At 61.2% G+C, this 24,266-nt stretch carries 18 protein-coding genes and 2 pseudogenes; 6 read left to right on the top strand and 14 right to left on the bottom strand.

Annotated features, from left to right (window positions below; translation table 11 throughout):
* Nucleotides 1-638 precede the first annotated feature (638 nt).
* Nucleotides 639-1,979 (top strand): ISNCY family transposase, encoded by a 1,341-nt coding sequence (locus NKH93_RS27200; protein WP_352493699.1) that lies wholly within the window; start codon nucleotides 639-641, stop codon nucleotides 1,977-1,979.
* Between the two features lie 730 nt (nucleotides 1,980-2,709).
* On the opposite strand, the gene NKH93_RS27195 is transcribed toward NKH93_RS27200, so the two are convergent.
* Entirely contained in the window at nucleotides 2,710-5,259 is a 2,550-nt protein-coding gene (locus NKH93_RS27195; RefSeq protein ID WP_352756872.1) for a caspase family protein, read from the bottom strand.
* A gap of 860 nt (nucleotides 5,260-6,119) precedes the next feature.
* Between NKH93_RS27195 and NKH93_RS34375 the strand changes: the two are divergent.
* Nucleotides 6,120-7,127, top strand: a pseudogene (locus NKH93_RS34375) (ATP-dependent DNA ligase); the annotation flags it as partial.
* Nucleotides 7,128-7,198: 71 nt separating this feature from the next.
* Here the strand turns inward: NKH93_RS34375 and NKH93_RS27180 are convergent.
* The 4 genes from NKH93_RS27180 to tnpA all read right to left on the bottom strand — a co-directional run bounded on the left by NKH93_RS27180 (nucleotide 7,199) and on the right by tnpA (nucleotide 9,869).
* Nucleotides 7,199-7,432 carry a hypothetical protein gene (locus NKH93_RS27180; RefSeq protein ID WP_352973620.1) on the bottom strand — a complete coding sequence of 78 codons (234 nt, stop codon included), beginning with the start codon at nucleotides 7,430-7,432 and terminating at the stop codon, nucleotides 7,199-7,201.
* A 2-nt stretch (nucleotides 7,433-7,434) separates the two neighbouring features.
* Nucleotides 7,435-9,105 (bottom strand): IS66 family transposase, encoded by a 1,671-nt coding sequence (tnpC, locus tag NKH93_RS27175; RefSeq protein ID WP_352973619.1) that lies wholly within the window; start codon nucleotides 9,103-9,105, stop codon nucleotides 7,435-7,437.
* A gap of 66 nt (nucleotides 9,106-9,171) precedes the next feature.
* On the bottom strand, nucleotides 9,172-9,486 hold the full coding sequence (gene tnpB / locus NKH93_RS27170; RefSeq protein WP_352973618.1) for an IS66 family insertion sequence element accessory protein TnpB: 315 nt from the start codon (nucleotides 9,484-9,486) through the stop codon (nucleotides 9,172-9,174).
* 29 nt (nucleotides 9,487-9,515) lie between these two features.
* Nucleotides 9,516-9,869, bottom strand: coding sequence for an IS66-like element accessory protein TnpA (gene tnpA / locus NKH93_RS27165; RefSeq protein ID WP_352973617.1), 354 nt, complete (start codon nucleotides 9,867-9,869; stop codon nucleotides 9,516-9,518).
* A gap of 92 nt (nucleotides 9,870-9,961) precedes the next feature.
* Here tnpA and ligD point away from each other — a divergent pair.
* Nucleotides 9,962-10,132: pseudogene (ligD, locus tag NKH93_RS27160) on the top strand (non-homologous end-joining DNA ligase LigD); the annotation flags it as partial.
* A 430-nt stretch (nucleotides 10,133-10,562) separates the two neighbouring features.
* Here the strand turns inward: ligD and NKH93_RS27155 are convergent.
* From NKH93_RS27155 to NKH93_RS27140, 4 genes are all read right to left on the bottom strand, one after another.
* Nucleotides 10,563-11,513: a 2-hydroxyacid dehydrogenase gene (locus NKH93_RS27155; RefSeq protein WP_352973616.1), complete on the bottom strand. Its 951-nt coding sequence runs from the start codon at nucleotides 11,511-11,513 to the stop codon at nucleotides 10,563-10,565.
* 34 nt (nucleotides 11,514-11,547) lie between these two features.
* Nucleotides 11,548-12,003, bottom strand: a complete 456-nt coding sequence (locus NKH93_RS27150) for a YybH family protein (protein ID WP_352450284.1) — start codon at nucleotides 12,001-12,003, stop codon at nucleotides 11,548-11,550.
* A gap of 449 nt (nucleotides 12,004-12,452) precedes the next feature.
* The gene (locus tag NKH93_RS27145) at nucleotides 12,453-12,614 is read right to left on the bottom strand and encodes a DUF6894 family protein (RefSeq protein WP_352450285.1); all 162 of its coding nucleotides are present in this window, start codon (nucleotides 12,612-12,614) and stop codon (nucleotides 12,453-12,455) included.
* 260 nt (nucleotides 12,615-12,874) lie between these two features.
* Nucleotides 12,875-13,006, bottom strand: a complete 132-nt coding sequence (locus NKH93_RS27140; RefSeq protein WP_352450286.1) for a hypothetical protein — start codon at nucleotides 13,004-13,006, stop codon at nucleotides 12,875-12,877.
* 1,038 nt (nucleotides 13,007-14,044) lie between these two features.
* Between NKH93_RS27140 and NKH93_RS27135 the strand changes: the two genes are divergently transcribed.
* Genes NKH93_RS27135 through NKH93_RS27125 form a run of 3 tightly spaced genes read left to right on the top strand, consistent with a single transcriptional unit; the run spans nucleotide 14,045 to nucleotide 15,971 of the window.
* A complete protein-coding gene (locus tag NKH93_RS27135; RefSeq protein ID WP_352450288.1) occupies nucleotides 14,045-14,668 on the top strand; it encodes a hypothetical protein in 624 nt (207 codons plus the stop codon).
* Complete coding sequence (locus tag NKH93_RS27130; protein ID WP_352450289.1) at nucleotides 14,665-15,060, top strand: phage holin family protein; 396 nt, start codon at nucleotides 14,665-14,667, stop codon at nucleotides 15,058-15,060. The genes NKH93_RS27135 and NKH93_RS27130 overlap by 4 nt, the downstream gene beginning before the upstream one ends.
* Nucleotides 15,057-15,971 carry a hypothetical protein gene (locus tag NKH93_RS27125; RefSeq protein ID WP_352450290.1) on the top strand — a complete coding sequence of 305 codons (915 nt, stop codon included), beginning with the start codon at nucleotides 15,057-15,059 and terminating at the stop codon, nucleotides 15,969-15,971. The genes NKH93_RS27130 and NKH93_RS27125 overlap by 4 nt, the downstream gene beginning before the upstream one ends.
* A 1,556-nt stretch (nucleotides 15,972-17,527) precedes the next feature.
* Here NKH93_RS27125 and NKH93_RS27120 read toward each other — a convergent pair.
* The 5 genes from NKH93_RS27120 to NKH93_RS27100 all read right to left on the bottom strand — a co-directional run bounded on the left by NKH93_RS27120 (nucleotide 17,528) and on the right by NKH93_RS27100 (nucleotide 24,187).
* Nucleotides 17,528-17,755 carry a hypothetical protein gene (locus NKH93_RS27120; protein WP_352450291.1) on the bottom strand — a complete coding sequence of 76 codons (228 nt, stop codon included), beginning with the start codon at nucleotides 17,753-17,755 and terminating at the stop codon, nucleotides 17,528-17,530.
* A gap of 577 nt (nucleotides 17,756-18,332) precedes the next feature.
* Entirely contained in the window at nucleotides 18,333-21,803 is a 3,471-nt protein-coding gene (locus NKH93_RS27115; RefSeq protein ID WP_352973615.1) for an AAA family ATPase, read from the bottom strand.
* Complete coding sequence (locus NKH93_RS27110; RefSeq protein ID WP_352973630.1) at nucleotides 21,800-23,059, bottom strand: metallophosphoesterase family protein; 1,260 nt, start codon at nucleotides 23,057-23,059, stop codon at nucleotides 21,800-21,802. The genes NKH93_RS27115 and NKH93_RS27110 overlap by 4 nt, the downstream gene beginning before the upstream one ends.
* Before the next feature lie 154 nt (nucleotides 23,060-23,213).
* Nucleotides 23,214-23,480 (bottom strand): BrnA antitoxin family protein, encoded by a 267-nt coding sequence (locus tag NKH93_RS27105; RefSeq protein WP_352450411.1) that lies wholly within the window; start codon nucleotides 23,478-23,480, stop codon nucleotides 23,214-23,216.
* Nucleotides 23,481-23,974: 494 nt separating this feature from the next.
* Nucleotides 23,975-24,187 (bottom strand): cold-shock protein, encoded by a 213-nt coding sequence (locus tag NKH93_RS27100; RefSeq protein WP_031194806.1) that lies wholly within the window; start codon nucleotides 24,185-24,187, stop codon nucleotides 23,975-23,977.
* Nucleotides 24,188-24,266 lie beyond the last annotated feature (79 nt).

Here is a 24,266-nt window from a genome sequence, read left to right as displayed (position 1 = left end):
TGCGATTGTAAGGCGCAGACGGACTCGCATGTGAGTTATGCGCTGACCGGCTGCCGTCCGGCTTTCCGCGATAACGCCGTAGGCGCGAGCGTGGCCGCTGTTAAGTTCTGCGGGCGGCGGACCTGATGTCTGCTCGGCCGGCGCCTCCCCCAAGCTCCCAAACGGGCAGCGGCAATCTCGTCTATGCGACAGCAATAGCCACTTGCGCCGACAACATGCAGCCAAATCCAGCATCGACAGCAAGCCAGCAGCGTTCCCCAAATACCCTTTCGGGCGTTCTCGTCGAAGTGGCTGACCTCGCCTCGAAGCTCAAGTTCGCCACGATCGATAGGGAAGGAGCCAGTCCTGGGCGATTTTTCGAGCTTGCTCGACCGTCAAATCACCGGACTTCCCGATCGAGGGTTTACGGCGGACGCCGGCATTGGTCCGGTATCATGACGATCTTGCGCCCGGCCGGCGTGACTCCCTCACGAAGGCAGTCAGGTCTCATCGTCAGAGCTAGACTAGTTTCCGTCCGCAAACGACAAGCGTTTGATTTTGTTAGCTGAATCGCATCTTTGCGCGAGCAAGGCCCGGCGGTTTCAGGTATCTTGGATCATGCCACTGAGTCCAAGTCCCCGCCACCGCCGGAGCCGACAATGCGCCAAGAACGCACCGTCCAAGCCAGCATATTCGATGTTTTCGCCGTACACGAGATCGGCCATGAACTGAAAGCGATGTCGCAATGGCTGGATAAGCATCGCGATCTGCTTGGCGCGGTGGCGCGCGACCTGCGTCGACATGGCGTCAAGGCGACTGGACGGCGGGGACTGCCCGCCGAAGCAGTGCTGCGTTGCGCGCTGCTCAAGCAATATCGGCAGCTGACTTATCAGGAGCTGGCGTTCCATCTCGAGGACTCGGCGTCGTTCCGAGCCTTTGCCCGCCTACCATGGTCATGGAGCCCACAGAAGTCGGTGCTGCAAAGGACCATCAGTGCGATCCGGTCCGAGACCTGGGAGCAGATCAATAGGGCATTGCTGTCGGGTGCTCGGCAGGCGAAGCTCGAAGACGGCGCGGTCGTGCGGCTGGACAGCACCGTGACCTCGGCACTCATGCACGAACCGAGCGACAGCAGCCTGCTTTGGGATGCTGTGCGGGTCATGGTGCGCCTGCTGAAGCGGGCCGACGCCTTGATCGGGGGCGCCGGCCTTGAGTGGCGTGATCATTGCCGCGCAGCCAAGAAGCGCGCCCGCAAGATCCAGTTCACGCGCGGTCGACCCAATCGGGTCCAACTCTACCGCGAGCTGATCGCGATCACCCACGCGACCTTGGCCTATCTGAAGCAGGCGAGCGAGCGATTGGCCGTTGCGATCACACCGGCCATCGCTCTGTGGCAACTCCAGGTCCATCATTATCAGCCGCTGGTCGAACGCATCATCAGACAGAGCGAGCGGCGGGTGTTGGCCGGCGAGCAGGTAGCGGCCGGCGAGAAGCTGGTCAGCCTGTTCGAAGAGCATGCCGATATCATCGTCAAAGGCAGCCGCGATACCGAGTACGGTCACAAGCTCAACCTGACCACCGGCAGGAGCGGCTTGATCCTCGATCTGGTGATCGAAGCAGGCAACCCGGCCGACAGCGACCGCTTGCTGCCGATGCTGGAGCGCCACATCGACCTCTACGGCCAAGCGCCGCGGCAAGCGGCGGCCGATGGCGGCTTCGCCACTCGTGACAACCTGGCCACGGCGAAGGCGTGGGGCGTCTGCGACATGGCCTTCCACAAGAAAGCCGGCCTCAGGATCGAGGACATGGTCAAAAGCAAGTGGGTCTATCGCAAGCTGCGCAACTTCCGCGCCGGCATCGAAGCCGGCATATCATGCCTGAAGCGCGCCTACGGTTTGGCACGCTGCACCTGGCGCGGCCTTGATCACTTCAAGGCTTACGTCTGGTCCTCGGTCGTGGCCTACAACCTCGTCCTCTTCACCCGCCTCAAAGCGACCTGAACGCCAATCCCGGCATCGTCGTTGCGTCGCACCGGCCATTGCCGGCCGTCGCGGCGTGCGGCTGATAGTGCTGACCACGCTATCTTGTCGACGGTCAGCGCCCGTGATCCCATCCATCCCGTCGCTAAGGCGACCCAGCCTAGCATAAACCTCTGTAAACGCTGCGAAATACACGTGTTTGTGGACGGAAACTAGACTAGCGGGTCAGCCTCGTCCCGGAAGGCATGACGCGGCCAGCAATTGAATCCTCCCCGCCTGCCTGACCGAGGCCTGAGGACGACTTCACCCATTTCCGTCAGAGGCCGGTTCTCCCTGCTGTCTTTTGTCGTGTTCGGCGGGATGTCGATGACGACTGGCAAGTCTGGTAGGATCAGAAAGCGCCATCGGACGCCAGGCTCATGCAATCCTTCTTCGGTCTGACCTGATCAACCCCAGCCGCCTCCCCCGCTTCCACCGCCACCGCCACCAGAAGGAATGACAGGCGCAGGAACAGGCTCGTCCTCAACCGGTATAATCACTTTCTTCGCGGTTTTTTGTTTGCGAACGGGCTTGACGACCTTCGGCGGAGGCACCCGGCGGAGAATCTTCGGCTGGGGCGTTTCGACCAGTGGCGTCGGTTCAACTCTCGGAACCAGGGAAGTGCAGCCCATGAGGCCCGCCAACAAGCCGGATAACGCTGTTCCAAGTATTGCGTGTTTCAATACTCTGCTCGCCATTGTCTCCTCCTTGGTCAGAACAAGTCCCGACGCGGATTGGCTTCTTCCCAGACTCGTCTGGCCGCGTTAACCAGTTGAGTGTCTTGTGAACCGGACCCGGGAAGCTTCGATTTCAGTTCCTGTCGCAGTTGCTTCAACGCCGCTGTTTTTGGCTTCGGTCCGAACTTTGCCAGCGACCTCTGGGCGTCCGGCAGTTCCTTGCGCACGTCAAGTGCGGCGGCAAGCGCAAGGAAGCGCACGGCAAGGGCCTGATCGGCCTTATCGCCCTTTTGCATTTCGAGGGCCGCGCGATCGTAAGCTGCGGACGGATCACCCCGAGCGATCCCAATTTCGAAGAATCTTTGCGCTTCTGCGAGGCTCCGTCCCACCCCGACACCATCCCGATACATGCGTGCGAGGCTGCCGGGCGCATACGGCTGACCGAGATCGATTGCCTTCTGAAATAGCGCTAACGCCGTTTTGGGGTCCTTTTCCACGCCCTGCCCGGACAAGTAATTGCGCCCGAGCAGGTTCATGGAATACATGTCCTGCCGCTGGACACCGGCTTGCAGGAAGGCAACAGCGCGGGCCGGGTCAGCGGTTACGCCGTTGCGGCCCTCAGTGAAGATCGCGGCCAGATCGTTCATGGCATAGGTGTGCCCCATCGCTGCCGCCTTGAGCAGCAGGTCCAAACCCTTGCCGGTGTCGGGCTTGACGCCATAGCCATTGAACAAGGCGCGACCCCACGACGTCATTCCGTAGGGATCGCCTTTGTCGGCGGCCGCCGCGTAGAGGGCATTGGCCTGGGTGCGGTCCAGGGCCACGCCGGCTCCGGTCGCATACATGTAGCCGAGTTCGAACACGGCGCGTACATGTCCCTTCCTGGCCGCCTCCTCGACGGCTGTCTTGGCTTCTTCGACCTTGCCTGCCGCAAGCAGCGCCCGCCCCAGTTCGTAGCGGAAGCGCGGGACTTCCGGATAAGCCTTTACCGCGGCCTCGCAAAGCTCAACCGCGCTAGCGCCAATTTCATTCGGCAGCAGGCCGGGGCTGACGCCTTGCAGATCGAGAGGTTCGCCGGCAGCCGTGTCGCACGGATTGATCGTCGGCGACAGTTTCATCGTGGCGGGCTTTGATGAGCTGCTGTCCGCCCGGATTTCGAAGCCGACCTCGACCTTGGCTTCCGCGCCGATCTGCGGTTCATAGCGCAGCCGATCGACCTCTCCGGCCATCAGGCTCGACTGCGGCGACAGGGTTCGATCGGGCAGCGAGAGCGTTCCCGTTGCCGGATAACTCGATACTTTAAGGCTGACGGCGGGATCATCGGTCGGGAAATCCAGATTCAGCGCAACTGGACCCACGCCCACGGGAACGTCGATGTCGCGGTTCTCGATCGCCTCGGCCGCACCGGTGATATGAATGCCACGCTCCAGCACCTGCTGCTTCTGCTCGGCCTCGAGCGAAGCCATGATCTGTTCGCCTTGCGCGCCTTCACCGCTCTTGACCCGAAACACGACGATGCCTTGGGTCTGGCCGCCCCAGTTGTCATGCGTCGCATAGGCCAGCATGTCGACCTCTTCCTGCGGGGCGACTCCCTTGGGAACATCCATCTGCAGGCGCGGCAGATCCTTGCCCTGGATCGGCACGCCCAACTCAACAGCCTTGCCGTCCAGCATCAAACGTCCCAGGGCGGGCGGTCTTTCGATGCTCAGGGTAATCGTGCCACCATCGACATCGACCGGTTCAGGCAAGCCCAAGTCGACGGGTCCGACTCCTGACAGCACCACCTTCTCCAGCACGGGCGGCAGCGATGGTCGATTGCTGCGGCGCATCAGGACAACTTCGTCGATCAGCGATGAGTTCTCCCAGGGAACCTGGAGGCCGTTTGTGGCCTCGACCACATCGCGGCGCACCGCCGCCATCACGGTGCGGATCTCCTGGTTCGGGGCCAGCGCGCGACGGGAAAACGCCGCCGAAAACGGGCTGAGTTCGCCGGCGCCGTCATAAGCCGCCGCCCCGGGTTCGGTGGCAAAGGCAATCAAGGTGTTCAGTGAGCTTCTCACCTGTGCGAGCCCGGTATTGCCGGCAGTGATGAGCTGGTCTCTCAGCCAGTAATTCTTGCGTGGGAACGGATTGTTGCGGCAGGCATCGAGTATGATCACCTGAATCTTTGATTTCGAGCGTAACTGTTCCAGCACATCGTTGAGCTTGATGGCCTGGACTTCGATGTCCGCCGCCTGCTTCAAGGAGGCATCGACCGGGATCAGAAAATTTTCGCCGCCGATCTGAAAACCGTGGCCGGAGTAGTAGACGACGGCCAGTTCTGCGCCGTCTGCGGCGGCAAGATAGTTGCGGAACTGCTCCTCGAATTGCAGCTTCGTCAGATCGCTTGCGACGAAGACCTCGAACCCTGCCAGTCGAAAGGTTTTTGACACGTCCTCGGCATCCTTGGCCGGGTTCTTGAGTGCGGGGAATTGTCGGTACTCCGAGTTGCCGATGACAAAGGCGACTCTTCGGTCGGCGCAAGCGTCAAAGGTCGTGAAGCTCGCGAAGAGGAAGGCTGCGATGATTCCGCAAAGTCGGAGCATGGCAATTCCCTTGAACGCTATTGCCTCGCCCACAAGAACACGGCATGTGCTAGCAAGGTCCGTCACAGAGCATGCAATCCGCCGAGACAGAAAGAGAGAAAAGCCGTCGCGACGGCGGGCATATTCCTCACTTGATCGAATACTAAATTACATCAGGGACCGAGTGTCTGCAACGTCTGTCACACCTCCAGGCTACCGCCAATCCCAATTCCGCCACTGATATCGGGAGGAGCAGCTGCGGGAGGCGAGGATTGCGGCTGCGAGTTTCTGGCATTTTTTCGGCTGGGAACACCCTTTGCTCGGCACGGGGGCGACATCGCAGGCGACACTTGCTCGCCTGGGCCTCTGCAGTAAGGTCACAGGCTCTTTGAAGGCTCGGCCGGAGTGCAAAAAGAGCTTCCCCAGAAGTTCAACGATCGGCTGGGTGGCCGACGTCATTCGCTTAGTGTTCTTGTAATACGTGCTGAGAGCATGGAGCGAGCCCTTGCCGCAATCTCCGTCGAGGTCATGCGATAACAACCTGGGCGGCGCGAGCCAACTGACCGGAAGCGAAAATACCGAACGGCGTTGAGCCCGGGTCATCGCCCCTCGCCTTCTGCTGCGATCAGCTTGCTATCCTCGGCCTTGGGACGGGAGTGCATGACAGGTTCGAGGTTGCGACCGACGCAGCTAGTCCGCCACACATCGTCGGCCATCGCATCTCCCGCGTCGAGGCAAAGATCACGAACTGGAATCTTCGCCACGGGACAGTGCGGTCCACCGAAGATCTGAGGGCCCGCCCAACTTTATGCAACTTTCCTAAAATGCCCGGAACCGAGGCTCGTCCTGCGGCTTGAGTCGATTTCTGGAGTCGCAGATTCATGAGTAGCGCAAAGGACCGGCTTTCCTTCATCGAGTTTCAATCACCCACCCTGGTGGCCAAAGCTCCCGAAGACGGCGAATGGCTTCACGAAATAAAGTACGATGGCTACCGGACCCAACTCATCGTCGAGGGGGGAAGAGCACGAGCCTTCACGCGTCGCGGCTATGACTGGTCGCATCGCCACAAGAGCATTGTCCAAGCCGCGGCGAACCTGCCGATAAGGTCTGCGATCATCGACGGCGAAGCCGTTGTCCTCGGCGACACGGGTCTGCCGGACTATCAAGCCTTGGAGCGGGGAATTGGGCAACCCGAACTCGCTCAGGCTTATCTTCTATGCATTCGATCTCTGCACTTAGCGGGCGCGACCTTCGCCAGCAGCCGCTGATTGAGCGCAAGGCCGCGCTGGAGAAGCTGCTGAGCGATACAGCGCCGAGATTGACCTATGCCGAGCACCTCAAGGTAAGCCGCAGCGACATGTTCGCTCACGCCTGCAGGATGGGCCTGGAGGGGCCCCCTGATCATCGACAAGTCGCCGCTGTCACTGCCTGTCGACAAGCCCAAAGCGAGCTGGGTCAGACCAGACGTTCTGGCGGAGGTGCAATTCACTGGCGTGACTGATCGCGGCATCTTGCGCGAGGCGGTGTTCAAGGGATTGCGCGAAGACCTCGTGCCTATCCAGGCAAAACCGCCCGCACGGTCGAAGCGACGGCTGGACCGCAACCATGGCGTCCCGCGCGAGAACATCCTGCAGCTGCTGCCCGATGCGGTCTCACCCTCCAAAGAAGAGCTCGCTGGCTACTGGGAACGGGTTGCCGATCAGGCGTTGGTTCATCTTGGCCGGCGGCCGCTGAAGCTGGTTCGCCATGCCTTCGGGGCCATCTTCTATCACAAGGGACCGCTGCCGGACATTCCCGCAGCAGTGCACCAATTGCGGGTCCACAAGCGCGAGGGTGGTGAAGGGGTGCGCGTGTGGGTGGATGATCTTTCCGGTTTGCTCGGATTGGTGTACGCATCCGGTGAAGACCGCAGACGTGCGCATCCGGCGGCCAGGAGAACCTGAGCACCGGAGTGCTGGGGTCAAGGTTTCTTTGGGGAGACGCGATGATATTCTTCGAGGAGGAGTTTGACCTCCTCGATCCCTTCATCGGTGAAGGCCAAGATCCCGTCGTCATCGTTGGCGCCGTAGACCCAGATGACGCCGTCCTCGGGCTCGAGACCGAGGGTCAGGTCCTGGATGAGCGCTTCGCTGACGCCGAGGTCCCTGGCGACACGATCGACGGTGTAGACGTGATGCACCTTATTGCGCTGCATGATCAGGCCGCCGCTGGTTGGGTCCGCAATTTTGCGGATCTCCAATTCCACGGCAGCAAATCATCGATCCGATGGGCCGGATAGGCGGGCAGTCGGGCGAGGACGTCGGCGAGCCAGGCCTGCGGGTCGACATCGTTCATCTTGGCGCTGACGATCAGGCTGTAGAGAACGGCAGCGCGCTGTCCGCCGCGATCGGAACCGCAGAACAGCCAGGACTTTCTGCCGAGAGCGATGCCGCGCAGGGCTCGCTCGGCTGCATTGTTCGATAGGCAGATCCGCCCGTCGTCGAGGAACCGGGCGAAGGATGACCAGCGGCGCAGCATGTAGTTGAAGGCCTTGGTCAGATCGTGCCCGCGCGAGAGCTTGTCGCGCGTCTTGATCATCCAGCGCTCGAGTTCGGTGACCAGCGGCGCGCTCCGCTCCTGGCGCACGGCGTGGCGTTGGGCCGGCGACAGGCCGTTGATCTCGCGCTCGATATCGAACAGGGCATCGATGCGCTTCACGGCTTCGACCGCCAGCGGATAGACCAGGTTGGGCTTCTCGCCGTGCGCCTTCTTGCGCGCCGCCGCCTCGATATCGGCCAGCTCGAACACTTTGCGCCGGCTGTGGGCCCAGCAGCTGGCTTCCAGAATAGGCGCCGGCTGACGACCCGTCGCATAGAGATCGCCATAACCACCAAAGGCATCGGCCTGCAGAATGCCGCTCCAGCCGGCGAGATGCGCTGCGGGATGTTCGCCTCGGCGATCGCGGGAATAATAGAACACCGCCGCCGGCGGATCGGCGCCGCCGAACGGTCGGTCATCACGCACATAGGTCCATAATCGGCCGGTATCGGTCTTGGCCAGGACCGGCACCGTCGTGTCGTCGCCGTGCAGACGTGAAGCGGCCAGCACATGGGCTTCGAGCTGTTTGAACAGCGGCATCAGCGCCGCGGCGCCGGCGCCGACCTGGTCGGCGAGCGTCGACAGGCTGAGCGGCACGCCTTCGCGGGCATAGCGTTCAGCCTGTCGGTTGAGCGGCTGATGCTGGCCGAACTTCTCGAACAGGATCATCGCCAGCAGGCCGGGACCGGCCCAGCCGCGCGGGGTGGCGTGGAACGGCGCCGGAGCCTGGCTGATCGCCTCGCAGTCGCGGCAGGTGAACTTCTCCCGCACGTGCTGGATCACCTTCCATTGCCGCGGCACCACCTCCAGCGTCTCGGTGATATCCTCACCCAGCTTGCGCAGCCGATGACCGCCGCAGCAATGGCAAGCGGCCGGCGCCGGCTCGACCACGCGTTCGCGCGGCAGATGCTCGGGAAATGGCTGGCGCGCCGGTCGCTTGCGCATGTAAGGCGCCACCTCGGTGGTCCGGGCCGCGGCCTGTTCGGCGGCGATCTCGTCTTCCGTCGCGGTGCTCTCGAGTTTCTCGAAGGTGAGTTCCATCTGGTCGTGCAGGCGGGCTGAGCGTTCAGAACTCTGACCATGCAGCGCCCGCTGCAGCTTCCGGATCGTCAGATGCTGATGCGCGACCAGCGCCGCATCATCCGATGCCTTGGCCCTGGCGACCGCCAGTTCGGCCTCGACCAGCGCAGCGCGCGCGGCCTCGTCTTCGGCTCTGGCCAGCGCCGCGGTCAGCGCTGCTCTCAGCGCGCCAATATCGTCCGGAACAGCATCCTGGGCGGTGGCAACCATGCCCTGGAGTGAATCATAAAACGCGTCCGCTGACTCGCGGAAAATGGCGCAAACTCAAAGAAAAACTCAGCCCGCGCGCTGCGGTCGGAACGTGTGACGCGGGTTGCGCCAATCGATCCCGTCGAGCATGTAGGCGAGCTGCGCCGGTGATATGGAAACCGTGCCGTCCGCCGGCGACGGCCATAGAAACCGGCCCTTCTCGAGCCGTTTTGCATACAGCGACATGCCGAGCCCATCATGCCAGATAATCTTGATCAGATTGCCGCTGCGGCCGCGGAAGACGTAAATATCGCCGGCATGCGGGTCCCGGCCCAGCGTCTCCTGAACCTGCAGAGCGAGGCCTTGCATCCCGCGACGCATATCGGTCCGGCCGACCGCCAACCAGATCCGCACCTGGCTCGGAACCGGGATCATGAAACGCCCAGCGCCTTCACCATCGCTGCCGCCAGTGTTGGCGGCGTGGTCAGCGGAATCCGCAGCCGCACCTTGCCGGCGACCTCCAGCTCGATCACCGCTGGGGATGCCGCCGGCCGCGAAACGGCGACAGGCTCATCGGGAACCACGACAACTTCGGCAAAGCCCGTCTCGCGGGCTCTCATCGTGCGGCGCCATTTGTAGATCAGGCTGGTCGCGACATCGTACTGACGGGCCACCGCCGCCACTGTGGCCCCGGGCGCGAATGCCGCCGCCAGTATCCGGCACTGATCCGCTTCACTCCAACGACGCCGCCGCTCCGGCCCGGTCAATAACGTCATATGGCTCATGCTGTGCTGCTAACTTCGCTCGTAAGGACGACCTTAAGAGCGCAGCCTCGCTACCGTGCCATCCTCTCGCAAGGCGGCCTTCGCCGGAGGGTATCGGATTGGTCGAAATGGACGTCGTGGAGCTTCATCCCTGGAACGCTACGGTGGACGACATCGAGCATGCCGATCGCGTCGTTCTGGACCTCGATCCCGGCGAAGGCGTCGAATGGTATGAAGTCATCGATGCCGCTTTGGCGCTGCGCGACATCATGGAGGCGGCAGGTCTCGGATGCCGGCAAGAGCGTCATTCTCAAATTTGCAGGCAGAGTTGGCGAGCTTTGACATAAACCGCCTGCGAAACATCGTCGCTCGGCTGTGAGCCGTACCAAGGCGACGAGGACTGGAGGTCTCACTACTTCGCTGAGGAATGGCGCCAGCCAGTCCGCAGTTTCCCCGAGGACGCTGGGGCCCTCACTCACGATTTAGAGCTTCGTCAAGGCTTCGGCACCGCCGCCGCCAGATCGAGAGAACTGCACTCATGGTCATATCCCCACCGAAGTGGAGCATATCCAAAGTTCTTAGGCGCGCAAGGCGTGTGGCCGCGCCCGTCAGGCGGTCTCGAAGTACCAGTATTGTGTATGCTCACGCAGCCACGCGCTTTGAATGAACACGAAGGCAAAGAGTATTCCGCCGCGGCGGGTAATGACATTAGCTTCAATAACCCTGCTCGAAGTCGATCTTGTTGGACAGAGGCTCTCCTCTTGCGACTTGACCGCAGAGATCGGCGACCTGGTCAATTCCAGAATCTACCCAGAAGCTCGCGACATGAGGTGTGATGGTCACCTTGGGATGAGTCCACAACGGCGATGAAGTCTCCAGCGGTTCACGCTCAAACACGTCAAGACAAGCTCCAGAAAGCTGACCTTCGTCGAGAGCGCGGATCAGGTCGTCTTCGTTGACATGCGCGCCCCTGCCGACATTCACAAGGTAGGCACCTTGCTTCATTTTTTGAAAGGCACTCGAGTTCAGTATCCCACGAGTGTCACCAGTCAAGGGAAGTGAACAGATAACGTAGTCCCGACTTGTGAGTGCGTCCGCAAGCTGGGCACGGCCAAAGTAACTGTGTATACCAGGAAGCGTCTTTTGATGACGAGACCAGACTGCCGTGTCGTAGCCCAAGTCCGCAAACAGCTTTGCGGCCCAGCCACCGATCCGGCCCGCACCCAGCACAACTATTCTTGTCTCGGAGATCTTCCGCGGCGCGATCGGATTCCACAACTTGCGGGCTTGTAGACTCATGTAATCCGCCACATGCCGTTGCTGGCAGAGAACGCGAAGGACGATGTACTGCACCACTTCCGAAGCCTGCTCACGCGTTGCGAGCCTGATGAGCGGAACACTCTTGGGAAAGCTCTGAAGATCAATACCCTCGACACCAGCTCCCAAATAGACGACGGCGCTTAGCCCCGTCATGGCATCAAAAAAGCCAGGACTGGCGCCCTTGTCGATCAGCACAATATCTATGTCACTTTTGTTCCCGGCGTCTGGCCAAAGCCTGAACTCCAGCTGCGGCACACGGGTTTTCAGCTCAGCAGCCCACACTTGTGCATCAATGTAGTCAGGGTACTCATTGACCATCAGAACGGTTATTGGTTCGTCGGACACTTCGCCCTCCCCGGTCTCAGGGGTCACGGCATCCCTATTGGGCCGCACCCAAGTTCCAGATGTCCCGATGCAGACGCCATGTCCCGTCGTCGCCTTTTTTCCAGACGACAATGTACTTGCCTGCGACGGTGGAGGGGTCGCCACTTTTGCTCGGCACACCGAGCGTAAATGCGCCAACTTCGTAGGCGAGATTCCCGCTCCCTTCCACTTCCAGCGCTTTCAGGGTGAGATTCTTCATCCCGGCCTTGATTGCGCCCTGCCAGAATTCTTCCACGCCCTTGCGGCCATCGACGCGCTTGCTATCGGGTGGCAGCAGGGCGGCATCGTCGGTATACATTTGACCCACCGCTGCTGCGTTTCCGTTGTTGAAGGCATCCATGAATTTTACCAACGCCGCTTCGATGTCCTCGCGAGCCGACTGGGCGGCCGCAGACAATGCAGACGAAAGAAGCAGCAAAGCAGCAAGTGCAAATGACTTAGCCAGTCTCATTTTGTCCTCCCTTTGCGTGCTCCACAGGCCACCCGATGGATAGCGCCCAATCCGAGTACGCCGCGGGCGCGCTCAAGGGCGAGGCGGATTACATTAGGCTTATCTGATATGACAGCGCAAGCACAGCTGCGGCCCTCTGAATGAACCGCAGAGCGGGCATCAACAGCGCCTAGGTAGGGCGGGAGGAGCTGCTTTCTGACGAGATGGCCCCGTGGTCTTCGGCTATCCGGTCCAACAGCTTACGCGAAGCTGCGATTACACGGGGGGTTTCGTCGATGGTCTGCCGAAGGTCTTCGATGTCTGCGCGCGCGCGGCGCTCATTCAATCGAGCAGCTACTATTTCAAACTTGTCCCAGGCGGAAACCATTTTGAAGACCCCTAGCGCTCCCGCAGCTCAAACTTGAGCATTGCCTCTGCGAACCTCTGGCCGCTTTCGTCGCGTACCTTCATCACAAACTCTCGATAGAGACGTCCGGCAGCTTATCTTTGGTGATTTCGACCAAGGCTCTTACCGCCTCTTGTTTTGCAGCTTCGAGGTCGGGCAGATCGGTGCCTTCGACGTCGGGGAAGACTTGCCCGTTATCGGTGAAGTCGAAGAAAATGCGAGGCATCCCCTACAAACACAATAATGCGGGAAAGGTTCATCTTGCTTCACGATTGGCTATGCAGCCGGCGCCCGCCGCTCTAATGCACGCAACCGCTAACGAGCGTGATCTGACGTCCAATGATGTCCGCGCATTTGGTTAAAAACGTACGCGGCCGGACTCATAGTCCCTATCGGCGTATCGTTATTCTTCCGAAAGGGGAGGCTTCCATGCTACCACTACCCCACGCCGTCGATCCAAAGATAGTTGCTGAGATCAATAGTCTGCTAGACCATCACGCCGGGGTGGTACCGGTCCCCGTTCACAAACTCGCGGCGGTTGTCCGGCTGCGCCTCAAAAGCCATCTTTCCATCGCGGCTATCGAGGAGCTGATCGTGGACGAAGCCGAGTGTCGCCATCTGCCCATGCTGTTCGAACTGCCGGGAACGGAAGCGGCTGTAGTTTCATCCGCTCTGGGTCGTGCGACTTGAAGGTTAGGGGCTCGGGCATTGGGCTCTGCTAGGGGAGCCCGCCGCCTCGGAGGGATGGGCGACGGACCCCGCAGTGGCTGCACCGAGACGGATCGACCCCTGCAAGTCTTTAACCGGCGAGGGCCTGCATTTGTTCCCCGAATGCGTGCGGCGCTACGACTGTGTGTTCAGCCGGCTCGTCCCGCTCTAAGTCCCCTCATGCCTAGGGCTGAATGGGCCAGTTACCCGAGCCCGTTTCCAAACATTCCTGACGCCTAGTGCAACCATTCCCTGACCTGCGAGTTGCGCGACAGGCGGGGAACCTCGGCCGACATGACAAAGCGCGACAAAGCTGGGCATAGGTCCCTTGCAGAAGCATTTTTTGGTTAACGGATGGTCCGCACCGCTGAGAGGATCAATTCCTCCAGATTGAACACTGAACTACTTGACCCGTTGCCCGGTCACGAACTCTTTTCGAAAACAGGCGATGAAGGCCCATTGCGCGTGATCTAGCTTCCTTCGTCGCAACGTATCGGGATAGCCGACATGCCATTGCCAGAGGAAATTTGGTGGGGCAGGTTTCCAAGTAACCTTTGATCCAAAGGCCGCATTGTCCGGGTCTGTGCGATCGAACCGGCAGTCGACCGCTACGGGCATCATGCCTTTCTTAGCCATTGCGTCGGAAACCCCGGAAGCAGTTCGCTTCGTAAGCCATCCATCCGGACCGCACCCGTCTACCTGTAAGTCGCACCGGAGTCCGGTCGCTGATATCATTCTAACGCTCACTGCCTTGGGCATAAGGCACCCGTTCAGGCTAGTTAGGCGGCGCTTACCAAAAAAGTGCTGTTCGAACGGAACACAGAAAGCGCAGGCAAGTTCGGTGGGCAGTGGAGGAGATTGCGCCATGAACAGTGTCATTTATCTCATCGGCCTTGTCGTCATCGTGCTTGCGATCCTCTCCTTCCTCGGATTCCACTAGGAGATACCATGCAGGACCAGGACGACCAGGGCCGTCAGACGGCCGATTTCGAGGCAGCCAAAAGCCAGCTTTCGGAAAGACTACAACTGGAAAAGCAGACCGCGACAGAGGCGCTCCACGATGCTCGCGACGAAATCACTAGGAAAGCCGCCGATTACGCCTCGGAAGCAAAGGAAGCGTTGTTCGACAAGGCGGAGGGAACGCAGCGCGACGTGAGCGCCAATCTGAAGGCTTTCAGCGGCGCATTGCGCGCGGCAAGCGAGCATCTTGCCAACAGCGATCAACGGACCGCTTCGAAATTCGCCCTCGACGCCGCAGGGGGGCTCGAGCGGCTTTCGTCGTCCTTGAAGGATAAACCGTTCGACGAGGTGCTTGGTGAGATCCGGTCGTTCGGCCGCGACAACTCGGGGGCGCTGATCGCCGGTTCCGTATTGGCGGGCCTGGCGCTGGGACGGTTCATCAAGAGCTCGCCACCATCTGTCTCGACCGGGACACCGGTCCAGCCGGGAACAGGCCAAGCATCCGAAACGGGTTCGAACTCTCGATCGGCAGAGGCACTAGAGCCGACGCCGCTACGATCCGATCAGTCCGGCGACGACTGGGCCAATGCAAGCCTGGAGCGAAACCCATGACAGACAACCAGGACAGTCGCAGCCTGACAACACTTGTGGGGGATCTCGCACAGCAGGTCACGACGCTGCTTCAAACCGAAAGCAGGCTGTTGCGAGCTGAAATTTCGGAAAAAGCGAGCAAGGCCGGCGCTGGGGCAGTTGAGGTCCTGGGCGGCGCCATTTGCCTGCTCGCCGCCCTGATTGTGCTCTTGCAGGCGCTGGTAATTGCTTTGGCGAGCGCCGGGCTCGGAGCCGGATGGTCCTCGCTGCTCGTCGGCGTCGTGGTGGCAGTACTGGGCGTCATACTCTTGCGCACCGGCACGGCAAGCATGGCTCCCTCGGAGCTGACGCCCGACCGCACGCAAGACCAACTCAAGCGCGACGCACGCGTGATCAAGGACCAGATAAGATGATCGACAAATCCTCAGCCGAACTCGAACGCGATGCCGACATTGCCCGAGCCAAGATAACGGACACCGCAGACTCGATCCGCAGCAAGATGACACCGGGTCAGCTGATCGACGAATTCACCGGGATGTTCACCGGTGAGGGGGCCGCCATGCTCAGCAACCTCAAGGCTCAGGTCAGGGACAATCCCCTGCCCCTTACATTGGTGGGCGCCGGCCTGGCGTGGCTGATGCTCGGCAAAGGCACTTCGCTAGACAGGTCAGCGCCAGGCGCGTATCGGAGCGGCAGGCCATCTGGGGGCTCCCGCAATTTCTCCGACCGGCAGAGCTTCGGCGAGGGCTGGCAGGAGTCGAGCAGCGAGTACTACGGTGCCGAAAGCGAAGCTGCCGGAGGCGGCTCCATGCTCTCAGATGCCGCTGATTCGGTGGCTTCGGTAGCAGGCGGTGCTACCGAAGCTGTTGCAGACCTTGCGAGCGGGGCTAGAGAAAAGTTGAGAAGCACGGGCGGACAAGTCGCCTTAGGCGTTAGTGATGCGGCTGCACAGGCGCGCGAGTCTGCGCTGGACTTGTTCCAGCGCGAACCTCTGGCAATGGCTGCTGTCGGCCTCGCCGTGGGCACCGCCATCGGTGTGATGCTGCCCCACACCGCCACGGAAGACGAGCAACTTGGCCGCTACAGCGACCAGCTCCGTGAGAGTGCCGAGGTCGTCCTCGAGAAGGGCATGGAGCAAGCCAAGCAGGTCGCCGCCGAAGCCTATGAGACCGTAAAGGAAGAGGCTGACCGCCAGGGCGCCAGCGGCGACGAGACGCTAGTCGACCGCGTCGGCGAAGTGGTAAAGAAGACGGCAAGCAAAACCGAGGAAGCTATTCGCGATCGTTTGCCGGAGACGGACGAGCCTCCCAAAACTTCGTCATAGCGCTGCCGCCGGTTTTGTGGTGCGCTGGCGAAGCTGTTCTTGAGGATCTCTTCGCCGGCGAGCGCATGCCTCGGGATTGATCTGGCATCCAACCTCGGACTTGCAGATTTGCTCCTGGCGAGGTATCGAGGTACGCCTTCCGCGCGCTACCCCTGCTTCGCGAGAAGGCGGCACAAACATCGCTCACGACTTGCGGGCAAGACATCGAAAGCATAGCCGATGTGAAGCCGCTCGAGCGGGGGGTGGTAGTCTCGTCCCTACGGGCCGATATTGATGGTGGAATGTTGGCCAGCCCGCCTGACTTCGGCCAGCGAATGCCGTCGCGCCACATCGGGGTGTTGCGGGCGACGACGTTGAGACCGGATCGGTAGCCTCGCCAAAGAAGCTCATATCCGAGATGCCGGCGAAGTAATCCGCACAGCCGATCGCCGAGCCATAGCGGGCGCTTGCGCCGGCTGCGATGTCCGAGGCAATCGCGCGCAACCTCGCCGCTGCCGGGGTTGTCCTAAAGATTCGTCGGCAGATAAGGTATTGAGCCGAAGCCGGTGACGCATTGCCGGTCCCGGCAAGCGGCTCAAACGCCATGTCTCCTCGGTGACCAGCCGGCACTGCTCGCGCAGCGGGAGATCGCCGGCGGCAAGTGACGCGCTGACGGTGCCAAGCCTTGATCGTGCTTCCCCATCGAGACGGTCCAACACTGCCTCGTAGCGATATAGGGGAATTGTTTCGGCGAGATCGACCGCGTTGGTGCCGTGCAGGGGATGCCGCCGTTTCAGCTCCACCAGGCAGGCAGAAGAAGCATCGGCGCAAAGCCGGTCGAAGCGACCAAGCACCTCATCGGGCGTGCGGCGATAGCTCAGCACGTTGAACGTAGCGAACGCGGTCGCAGCCGTTGTCACGTCGTAGCCGGACTTGCCGTCGCGGATGCTGAGCAGGCTCGGCGTGCCCGGAGCCGACTGGGAAGGTCGGTGAGCTCCGAAGCCCATTCAACCCGGGCGGCTATAGCAGCGGCAACAGTCGCGGCATTCAGCCCATTAATCGTCGGCTTCGATTCCCCACTTGCGCTTCTCCGGTCGCGACTTTCCCGCCGTACCTTTCGAAACGGCGGGCTGTCCTCTCGGTCGTCAGGTTACTGGATGACCTTCACGATCCATTGGCGCTCCCGTACTTTGCCGAACGATGGTGTTTCTCCAGCCGGCGTCCGTGCTGCTAGGATCGATCTTCGCCAACCGCGATCTCGCCTCGGCCACGCGTCGTTGCGCAGCCCGGATCCTGCTGCACAACGCGAGATTAATGCCGGACCGCAGCCTTCATCCAGCATGTCATTTGCACGTTCGAGAGAGCGTTCGGCCCGGTTAAGCCGCTGTCGGGCTCTCGCCAGTTCCATATCCAAAAGTTGTTATTCCGGTCCCTTCGATTTGCAAACCGCTTGTGGTCGCCGTTGGTTCCGGCTGTTCGCGAGCGGCAGCTCAGACGTCGATCTGGCGGGCACAGTTCTGGAGCGAGTGGTGGCGCCTGTGGCCTGAAGGTCGCGACGAACGAAACGCCGGCCCAGATCAACCCGCCCCACGTATTTCAAAGCTGCGGGGATCGTTCTTCACCAAGCGGTCTGCGGCCTCGACCGCAGTTCGTAGCCTGCTGCACAGCGCGAGATTCTCGGCCAGCATTTCTTCAGTGCGTTGAAGCGCGAGCTCGGTCCGGTGGATGCGCTGCCTGGCATTGGCAACTTCCGATGTCAAAATATCGGCCGCTATCCCATGGCCCTGGGGTTCCATAGTGTCCATGGATCTCTAATACATGGGGGCCGATATCGTTCCCATGATGTCGTGCGAAGCTGGGTGTCGCAGCGTTCTGGATTGCGACTGGCGAAAAATGAAGGCCTCGAGCGTTCATCGATTGACCAGTGGAAACGGCACCTGAAACTTCACATTGAACCATTCATCGGAACGACGCTGCTTTCCCACATCACGGTGCCGGCGGCGCGCGAGTTCGCGGACAAGCTGCGCAATGAAGCAACGAAGGCCGATTGCACGCGATGGCCCGGAAGGCTCTCGGCTCGCTTGGGGCGCTTTGCTCAGACGCACAGGAACGCGGCCTGGCTCCACGCGATCCGGTCACGGTCTCCGCGGCGCGCGGCGCAGAGGCAAGGAGCGCTAGCCGGAAAAGCGACAGAAAGGCAAGCTCAAGATCAGCGTCGACATACCGATGCGCGAAGAGATCAAGGCCCTTCTTGCCTCGTTGACGGGACGCTGGTGCCCGCTTCTCGGCACTCCCTCTTTACCGGCACGCGATCGTCGGAGCTTCGCCGGCTGCGATGGAGTTTGCAGCCGGGCCTCAACTCATCCCACGCGATGCCAGGCACTATCCGAGCTCGTGAATTGTAACGCCGGGAACAACAGCCTTCGCGATCTCGCACAGGTGCTGGTGATGCGTCAGATAAATCACCTGGCCAGCGCGTGCCATCTCACCAAACAACCTAAAAACCTCCTCGGACCGGAAATGGTCGAAGGTCTCCATGATGTCGTCGGCAATGAACGGCACCGAGGGTCGAACCTGGGCGAACTCGTAGTATCCGGCAAGCCGCAGCGCCAGGTAGAGCTGAAAACGCGCACCCTTTGATAGTGCGTCGGCGACCTTGGACTGCCCGTCGCGCTGCAATGCGATGAGGACTTCCCCGCCCTTCACAGGTTGGGTCGCAAGCCCCGAATACTGACCGCGCGTGATGAGTGCGAAAGCGTCAGATGCCCGCTTCATCATCCCGGAGCGATGGCGCTCGCGGTACACGCGCAGAGCGTTCCTTGCGGCCATAACTCCTAGTTTTAGCTCGAAGTAGCGGACTGCCTTTTCTTCGATTTCCAGCACGACGGTGCGGCGCTCGGCATCTATCCGCGCAACCGCGCTGTCGCCGCCAATCGCGTCCAGCTTGTCGGTCGCCCGGGTCTGGCGAATAAGCTGCTGTTGTATCGCTTCATCGAGATCCCGAAGCCGTTGCTCACTTTCAGCTTTCTCGACCAGGAGATTATCGACCTCGACAGAATCCAGCATCGAACGCGCCTGGTCGAACCCTTCGACCGCGAGCTCTGCCGACAGCTGCTCCTCAAGCTCGGCAACGGCAGCGCGCAGGCGATCCCTTTCCCGTAGCAACTCGTCGCGTTCCACGACTTCCGACAACGTGGTGACGGCAAAGGCGGTCAGGACCTCACTTTTGCGTCGCTCATGCGCCATTGTCTCGAGATTGAGACTGTCACGAGCGTCCTGCAGGCGCTTCAGGTCATTGATGAGGTCTGCCTTCATCTCTCTGGCGCGATCGGCGCGCTCCAAGCGCTCAGCAAGCCGGATCGCCAACTGCTCCGGTTCGTCGTCGTTCGCCGGCTCACCCGCTTCAGCTGCGGCAGCGGTGACCTCGACAATGAAGTTGTCTCGGTCTGCCTCCATCTTCTCTATGCGGAGCCGCATGGCATCGCGCTCCTGAATGCTTTGCGACAGCTCAGCCAATTGATCGAGCACGTTGCCGACGCCGGGCGCCGAAATGCCGCTTTCAAGCCAGGTGCCGGCAAGCGCTTCGGTAATGCCTGCCAACCATTCCTCCTCGCGCCTTTCTGCCACGTCCAAAGCCCGTCGTCTGGCGGCCAGATCCTCCTCTTTCGCGCCCACGGTCTTAAGCGCCTCGGCACGCTCCGCATCGATCTTGAGCTGCCTGTCGAGGAACAGTTCTGCCACGGCCATGACAGTCTCCAGGCTGTCGCCGGGTTCCGAGTCCAGGCCGACCCTCGCCAACGCCCCGATCAACTCCAGCTGGACCTGCTCTCCCTCGTCGAGCGCGCGGCGGGCCTTCTTGCGTGCCAGCTCGACCTCCTTCCAGGCCGCGAGCGCATCAATGCGGGCAGAGGTACGATCCTCGATCGTTTCGATCAGACGCTCGGGCGAGAATTCCACGCACTCTGCCAGCAGCTCGCTGGCCACCGCGCGAAGTTCTGAGAGTACAGCCTGATCGTCCAGGTCGATCGGTGCAAGTTGGTCGCGGATACGTGTGATGGCGGCTGTTGTTTCGGTGAGGCTGCGGAGCGTTGTCCGGATCTCGGCGAGCTCTCGCGCGTTGGCCAGCCGAACCGCTCCAACACTGTCGTCACGCGCCAATAGCGCCTCGAAATCGTCAGCAGTTTGGCCAGTAAGTTCGCCCCGATGCCTGGCCCACGCCTCGTCTCGGGCGCGGCGAATGGCGGAGGCCGCCTCATCATCGGGTACATCGACCGAGGCACGAACCGCATCCAGGCGAGCCGAGAGCAGGTCGTGACTCTCCTGGTGTTCGGCGAGACGTTCGCAAAGGACAGCCCTGCTCTTTCCCAACCCAGCTGCCCGCACCTTCCATGCACCAACCTGCCTGACACTCGGGACGGGCACCCTGGCCAGTGCCCCGGCGTCTCCGGACCAGGGATGCAGTCGAGCGATTGCCGCCTCCCATCGAACCGTGCTCGCGTCCTGCGCCTCGCGGGCCATCTTGAGGTCTTTTAGGTGCCCGCTGGCTCGCGCTTTCGACAAGGCCGAGGCCAGCCTTGCCCTGGCAGGTTCGGGCACCCCCCTCTCTTGCCCAACCCGCTCGCGTGCCGCCTGAAGTGCATCGAGCGCCGCCGCGCATTCGTTGCGGGCAACGCGTACGCCGGTGGCGATTCCCGATCGCTCTTCGAGCATGGCGCGAACAGCGCCGACTGTGGCAGCAGGCAAAAGCAGCGCAGCCGGGTCTGCCTCGGACGATCTTCCAAGGGCGGCAAGGCAAGTCGCCACGGCGCTGTCGAGTATCTGCAGCTCGGTCCTGCGGCTTGGCAGGTCCAGGCCTGCGGAGACATGGCGTACTCTGCGATCCGCGAGCGCCCGAACCCGCTCGGACATTGCCAGGATCGCCTCGTCCACATCGACCGAGCCGATTTTCATTGTCACGCGCTCGGCGTCGTCGATGTTCCCTGACAGCCGCGTTCTCAGGCTGGCGTCGTCATCGATCAGTCCGGTGACGGTGCCTGTCCAGGTGCGCAACGGTGAAGCGATGTCAGGCAGCTCGGCAAGCTGGGCCGCCTTGCGTCGGATGTCGGCGAGGATCGGGATAGCGCGAAGATACCTGGCAATGGTGTCAAGCCGAGCCGACAGCACCGACCGTTCAGCAATACTGCGGTCGTATTTTTCCGCCGCGTCAAGACGTCCGGCCTCAAGGCTTTCAAAAGTCGATGCCAAGGTGTCGATCGCGTCCCTGCGTGACTTGAGTTCCGCAAGGCGCTTCTTGAGCAGCGCAAGTTCGGTTCCGTGAGCCTGCTTGCGATAGAGCCCGTCCGCTTCGGTCTCTAGCGCGCTCAACGTGTCGCTCGCATGCCCAAGACCGGCGCTGGCCGTGAACAGGAGCTTGCCCAGGTCGCCACGCGACTCCAGGATTGATTTTCCGCCTGCTTCCAGCGTGTCGTCGTCCAGCGAGAACATGGTCTTGTATGCGTCACGCGACAGACCTGCGAGATGGGCCGCTATCGCCACTTCGCTCACCGGTTGCTCCATTGCGTTCAGCAGCGAGTTGGTACGCTGCTTCGTGCGCGTGAATGTGTGCTCAGTGCCGGCGAGTTCGAGCACCCCGCCGATACGCATCGCGCTGTACTCGTGCAGGAAATTGTAGCGGCTGCGTTCCTCGATACCGAACAGCAGGTCCAGATAACCGGAAAGTGCGGTCGACTTGCCGGCTTCGTTCAGCCCGAACACAATGTGGAAGTCGGGACCGGACTCCGGCCTTGGGCCGAATTCGATCGTCCCGTCGGTGAACTTTCCATAACGAATAAGATCAAGGCGCCGCAGCCTCATTGCGCTCCACCTGCCTTGAGGCGGGCCGTGACCAGGTCGGCACCGCTGGCAAGCACCTTGTCGATGAACAGTTCCAGCCCAGCTTCGTCCCGTCCGGCGAAGCCGCGCCCGTCCGGCGGCAGATCGGCAATAATCTTTTGGACAAGCGCCCTCGCCTCGGCGCGGAAGGCCTCTGACTTGACATCGGCACGCATGGATTGCGCGAGTTCGAAAATCGGATCGGCGACGTCATCGGCTGTTTCCGAGCTCTGTGGAGCGAGGTCAAGCTCAAGCTTTTCGACCCATGTGTCGCCCGTCTGCTCCGCCGCCTGCTCGGCTTCGGCCAGCAGCAGGTCCCTGTCGCGGATCAGCGCCCATGACAACGGCGACGCCCCGGCCAGTCCGAGACGGACCACAGCGTGGCGGGATCTGACGCAACCCCGGATATCTTCGAGCGCGGAGCGGACACGGCCGACGACCTCAGACCATTCGACCGTACCAGTCAGATCGACGCTCGCCCGCTCGAACTGCGCGATACTGGTCAGTTTGTCCTCGATCTCGACGGACCGGTCATCTCGTATCGTGACCAGAGTGACGGATTTCTCTCCGGCCTCGTTGATGTCCCTGCCCTGCGGCATTCCCGGCATCACAACGGTGCTTGCTCCAGGAGGGACTTGGCGCACGTGGATGTGCCCAAGCGCCCAATAGTCAAAACCATGGCCGTGCAGGTCAGCGATGCTGCAAGGGGCATAGACATCGTGACCGGGCGATCCAGCGAGGCTGGTGTGCATGATGCCCACATTGACCGCCCCTTCCCGGGCCGCCGGATACTTGGGCAGCAGGCTTTCCGGGGCCTTTGGGTTCGCGAAGCTCAATCCATGGAATGCGACGTCAAGCCCGCCGGCCGTTTGCAGCACCGACTGGGGGCGGCCGCCGAAGATCCTGACCGTGTCCGGAAAAACGAGCTGTTTCGATATGCGCGATAAGGCGTCGTGGTTTCCGCGGATCTTGAAAACCCTGATGCCGGCCTGGTGGAGGCGTGTCATTTGCGACGCCAGGAAACGGGCGGTTTTCATCGACGTCTGGTCGCCATCATAAAGATCGCCGGCAACGACGAGCGCATCGACACCTTCCGCAAGGCAGAGATCTATTATCGAGACAAATGCCTGGCGACTGGCGTCTCCCACGAGTTCGGCAAGATCAGGGTTTCGCAGCGCCAGCGAACGCAGCGGCGAGTCGAGGTGAATGTCGGCCGTGTGTACGAATCGAAATGCCATTCGGGTCTCCGCCCGGAGCATAGAGGGGTTCGGCCGCGGCTCGATGAAAAAAATTCCAGGATACGCGTTGTCGGTTGTCCAAAAGATGCGCAATCGCTTACGCTTATGCTTCCGTTCAACTCCATCTGCGTCGCCGCTATCAGCGCCGTGCCGATCAGTAGTCGTCTGATCGTTTGTCACCGGCATTGGTCGGTTCTTTGGAGATAGCGCGCCGCAAGGTGTCGTTGATCCGATCCTGCCAGCCCGGTCCATCTTCCTGGAAGTGGTCCAGCACGGCCCTATCGATCCTGATCGAAACAAGCTCTCTGATATTTGGAGCAGCCGACGGTTCGCGAACCGGCGCCGCCGGCTTTTTGATCGGCTTGAAGGCGGCTTCAGCGGCTGACATCGGATTTGTGGGTCGGCGTGGAGGATTTGCCATTTGATGATCCTGACTGGTCATAATGCTTGTCGAGCGGCTCAGTGCGAATGCGCATCATATCCAATGTACCGCAGCCCACCGACAAAAAGAAAAAGGCCGGACTGTTGAGCCCGGCCAAGTATGAAGGCAGCCTAAACCTCCAAAGGGGAACGCGCCGGACGAATGGGAGGAGAAATCCGACGCAATGTCCATGTGGGCCAACTCAGGCTATCTTCAATGACATTGCTGTGGGATGCAACAAGCCAAAGTGCTTCGCGGGGCAACCCCACGTCGCCAACCATCCTACGCTGGAGGACGCAAACGCGAAAAATGCAGGGGACTTCCCGCCTTCCGTTGCCTAGACAACCTGGTTCACACGAACATTTCTGAAGCGTTGCAGCAATCTGCTGCCCAGGTCTCTACATCACACCAAGCTTGGCGCGCTTTCTACACGGCGGTCAGTACATTTCGTGACTTGCCGCGCTCCTGCGGCTTTCGCCACGGCGCGCGAGAAATCAACCTGCTTTGCGGAGATTGCCAGCAGAAGACTTGCCGGTACGTCGGTCCTGCTCAATGTCGTAGTTGATCTTTTGGCCCTCAACGAGGTTCGACAAACCAGCGCGCTCGACGGCGGAGATGTGAACGAAAACGTCCTGACCGCCATCGTCGGGTTGGATAAACCCAAACCCTTTTGTGCTGTTGAACCACTTCACGGTTCCAGTTGCCATGGGCATATACTCCTTGTGACTTCCCAGCGTGTTTGATCCGACGAAGAGGCCAGACCGGTTCATAAATAGACGCAGCAAA

This window comes from Mesorhizobium sp. M0954, assembly GCF_040319155.1.
Classification (GTDB): Bacteria; Pseudomonadota; Alphaproteobacteria; order Rhizobiales; family Rhizobiaceae; genus Mesorhizobium.
Note: the sequence above shows the minus strand (reverse complement) of the source record. Positions and strands in the feature narration are given on the sequence as shown.

Bases quoted from the DNA above. Each gene is read 5' to 3' on its own strand.
- NKH93_RS27200 (WP_352493699.1), top strand. From the start codon at position 639: ATGCGCCAAGAACGCACCGTCCAAGCCAGCATATTCGATGTTTTCGCC.
- NKH93_RS27135 (WP_352450288.1), top strand. From the start codon at position 14,045: ATGCAGGACCAGGACGACCAGGGCCGTCAGACGGCCGATTTCGAGGCA.
- NKH93_RS27145 (WP_352450285.1), bottom strand. From the start codon at position 12,614: ATGCCTCGCATTTTCTTCGACTTCACCGATAACGGGCAAGTCTTCCCC.
- NKH93_RS27100 (WP_031194806.1), bottom strand. From the start codon at position 24,187: ATGGCAACTGGAACCGTGAAGTGGTTCAACAGCACAAAAGGGTTTGGG.
- NKH93_RS27150 (WP_352450284.1), bottom strand. From the start codon at position 12,003: ATGAGACTGGCTAAGTCATTTGCACTTGCTGCTTTGCTGCTTCTTTCG.
- NKH93_RS27110 (WP_352973630.1), bottom strand. From the start codon at position 23,059: ATGGCATTTCGATTCGTACACACGGCCGACATTCACCTCGACTCGCCG.
- NKH93_RS27115 (WP_352973615.1), bottom strand. From the start codon at position 21,803: ATGAGGCTGCGGCGCCTTGATCTTATTCGTTATGGAAAGTTCACCGAC.
- NKH93_RS27180 (WP_352973620.1), bottom strand. From the start codon at position 7,432: ATGCAGCGCAATAAGGTGCATCACGTCTACACCGTCGATCGTGTCGCC.
- NKH93_RS27125 (WP_352450290.1), top strand. From the start codon at position 15,057: ATGATCGACAAATCCTCAGCCGAACTCGAACGCGATGCCGACATTGCC.
- NKH93_RS27120 (WP_352450291.1), bottom strand. From the start codon at position 17,755: ATGGACACTATGGAACCCCAGGGCCATGGGATAGCGGCCGATATTTTG.
- NKH93_RS27140 (WP_352450286.1), bottom strand. From the start codon at position 13,006: ATGGCGACACTCGGCTTCGTCCACGATCAGCTCCTCGATAGCCGCGAT.
- NKH93_RS27105 (WP_352450411.1), bottom strand. From the start codon at position 23,480: ATGGCAAATCCTCCACGCCGACCCACAAATCCGATGTCAGCCGCTGAA.
- NKH93_RS27130 (WP_352450289.1), top strand. From the start codon at position 14,665: ATGACAGACAACCAGGACAGTCGCAGCCTGACAACACTTGTGGGGGAT.
- tnpA (WP_352973617.1), bottom strand. From the start codon at position 9,869: ATGAGCCATATGACGTTATTGACCGGGCCGGAGCGGCGGCGTCGTTGG.
- tnpC (WP_352973619.1), bottom strand. From the start codon at position 9,105: ATGGTTGCCACCGCCCAGGATGCTGTTCCGGACGATATTGGCGCGCTG.
- NKH93_RS27195 (WP_352756872.1), bottom strand. From the start codon at position 5,259: ATGCTCCGACTTTGCGGAATCATCGCAGCCTTCCTCTTCGCGAGCTTC.